Here is a 2,564-nt window from a genome sequence, read left to right as displayed (position 1 = left end):
GGCGGCTGCTGCGGGGGCGGCTGCTGCGGCTGAGCGGCCCGCCGGGAGGGCCCTCGCTACTCCCCCGCCGCCGCCTTCAGGAACCGGCGGACGATCTCCTCGCCCGCCGCGACGCCCGCCTCCGCCAGCGCCGTCACGCCCTCGTGCCGCCAGTCCTGGTCGGCGAGTTCGCCGTGTCCGGGGCGCCAGGCGCGGTCGGCGGCGGTGAGGAGGTCGGCGTCGAGGAGCGAGTCGCCCGCCGCGAGGGTGAGCGTCGCGCCGGTGCGCGCGGCGACCTCGTTCAGGGCCGCGCTCTTGGTGAGGGCGCGCGGGACGGCGTAGAGCTTGCGGCCCTGGAGCGAGACGGTCCAGCCGTGGGCGTGCGCCCAGGCGGCCGTCTCGTCGAGCCAGTCCGCGGGGAGCCGCGCGCGGTCGACGACGAGGTAGGCGAAGAGGTCCTCGGCGACGCGTTCCTTGTGGAGCCACTCGGGGTCCGCGCCGTCGAGCAGCCGCTCGCGCATCGCGGCGAGCGGCGCGGAGTCGGCGGCGACGGCGCGCTCCACGCGGCGGCTCCAGTCGGGGTCGCTCTCGCCGTCGACGAGGATGCGGCCGCCGTTGGCGCAGATCGCGAAGCGGGGCGGGGGCCCGGGGAGGTGGACCCGCGCGTACTGCGCGGGTGTGCGGGTCGTGGTCGGGACGAACACGGTGCGCGCCGCGAGTTCGGTGAGGAGCGCGGCGGCGGTCTCGGTGACGTACGAGAGCGGTGCGCCCTCGTAGACCTCGACGCACAGGAGGCGCGGGGCCCTCTCGTCGGGGTCGGTGAGGGCGAGCGCGCGTGCCGAGTAGATGAGGGTGCGGTCGAGGTCGCTCGCGACGAGGACGCGGCTCATGCGAGGTGCACCGCCTTGCCGTCCGCGCCCGTGGCGCCGCGCGTGTAGCGGGGGTGGATGAGCCCCACGCACGTGTACGGGAGGTCGTCGGTCTCCTCGACGGGGACGCCGCGCTGCTCGGCGAGGAGCCTGATGTGGTCGAGGTCGGCGCCCGCGCCGCGCCGCGCGACGATGCGCCAGGGCACGCGGCGCAGCAGCACGCGCGTGGTCTCGCCGACGCCGGGCTTGACGAGGTTGACGTCGTTGATCCCGTACTCCTCGCTGAGGCGTTCCACCGCCCGCCAGCCCTCCCACGTCGGCGCGCGGTCGCTGCCGGCGAGTTCCTTGACGCGCCGCCCGACGGTCTCGGCGACCTCGGCGAAGCGGGCGGCGATCGTGTCGACGAAGGCGTTCGAGACGTCCGCACCGGCCAGTTCGCGGTAGAACTTGGCGCCGTGGAAGTCGTGCGGGCCGACGAGGTCGGCGCGCAGGACCGTGCGGGATATGAGCCCGGAGACGGTGGAGTTGAGGCACGCGGAGGGGATGAGGAAGTCCTCGCGCGTGCCGTAGGTGCGCACGCAGGAGCCGGGGTCGGCGAGGACCGCGATCTCCGGGTCGAAGCCGGGGAAGTCCCGCACGGCTTCGGCGAGTTCGCGGGTGATGGCGCCCTTGCCCGTCCAGCCGTCGACGAAGACGACGTCGCGCGGGTCGTGGTGGGCCGCGAGCCAGCGCAGCGCGTTGGCGTCGATGCCGCGCCCGCGCACGATCGAGACGGCGTAGTGCGGTACGTCGATGCCGTGCCGTTCGCGCGCCCAGCGCCGCATGAGCACCCCGACGGGCGTGCCGGCGCGGGCGAGCGAGACGAGGACGGGGCGCGGGGAGCGCTCGGCGAGCACGGTCTCGGTGACGGTGCCGACGGCGGTCGCGACGCGCGCGGCGGAGGCTTCGAGTGCCTCGTGGTAGAGCCGCTGGTAGGCGGGGGTGGGCTGGTACTCGACGGGCAGCGACTCGGCGTAGTGCGCGCCGCCGCTCTGGATCGCCTCCTCGCGCTCCTCGGTGGGGGCTTCGAGCGGCGTGTCCGAGAGGTCCTGGAGCAGCCAGCCGACGTCCTCGGCGGGGTAGCTGGAGAAGGCGGGGCCGCGCAGCGGTGCGGGAAGCAGGGTGTCCTCCGGTGCGGTACGGGGGCGGGGGACGCGGGGCGCGTGGTGCGGGAGCGCCGCGTACAGGAGGTGGGGGGTGTGGCCGGCGAGGGTGTCGAGGAGGCCGCCGGGCGCGTGCAGCGCGGGGGTGTCGCCCGCGGCGTCGGTGACGAGGAGGATCGCGTCGAAGCCCGCGCCCGCGACGTTGTACGTGTAGCGCGGGCCTGGGCCGTCCGCCGGGTCGTCGTGGGCGGGGAAGGTGAGCGCGGTGCGGATCGCGTAGCCGGGGTCGTCGACGGCGAGGACCGGGGAGCGGGTCGTGGTCGAGAAGCGCACGTCCCACTGCGGCGCGCGCGTCTCGACCGCCTCGGCGAGGCGCAGCGGCGCGTACATCAGCTCCTCGGTGCCGAGGACGAGCAGCCGCCCGCCCCCTTCGGGGAGCGCCGCGCGCACGTGCTCGGCGAGGGCCGGGAGCGCGGCGTCGAGCCGGTCCCTGTCGGCGGGCGCGAAGCCGTGCCGGCCGCCTTCGGGGAGCCCGGCGGGCCAGTCGGGCTCCAGGCGCAGGGGGGTCGCGGGC

At 76.1% G+C, this 2,564-nt stretch carries 2 protein-coding genes; both read right to left on the bottom strand.

From position 1 onward, the window contains the following. Positions 1-56: 56 nt before the first annotated feature. The gene (locus G3I42_RS35195) at positions 57-869 is read right to left on the bottom strand and encodes a hypothetical protein (protein ID WP_164291717.1); all 813 of its coding nucleotides are present in this window, start codon (positions 867-869) and stop codon (positions 57-59) included. Next, a partial coding sequence (locus G3I42_RS35190; RefSeq protein WP_164291716.1) for a cysteine protease StiP domain-containing protein occupies positions 866-2,564 on the bottom strand: 1,699 nt, incomplete at its 5' end. The genes G3I42_RS35190 and G3I42_RS35195, both read right to left, overlap by 4 nt.

The organism is Streptomyces sp. SID11385 (assembly GCF_010548245.1).
Lineage (GTDB): Bacteria > Actinomycetota > Actinomycetes > Streptomycetales > Streptomycetaceae > Streptomyces.
Note: the sequence above shows the minus strand (reverse complement) of the source record. Positions and strands in the feature narration are given on the sequence as shown.

What these genes read in the sequence shown, in the direction of transcription:
- G3I42_RS35195 (WP_164291717.1), bottom strand. Translation starts at nt 869, where the DNA reads ATGAGCCGCGTCCTCGTCGCGAGCGACCTCGACCGCACCCTCATCTAC.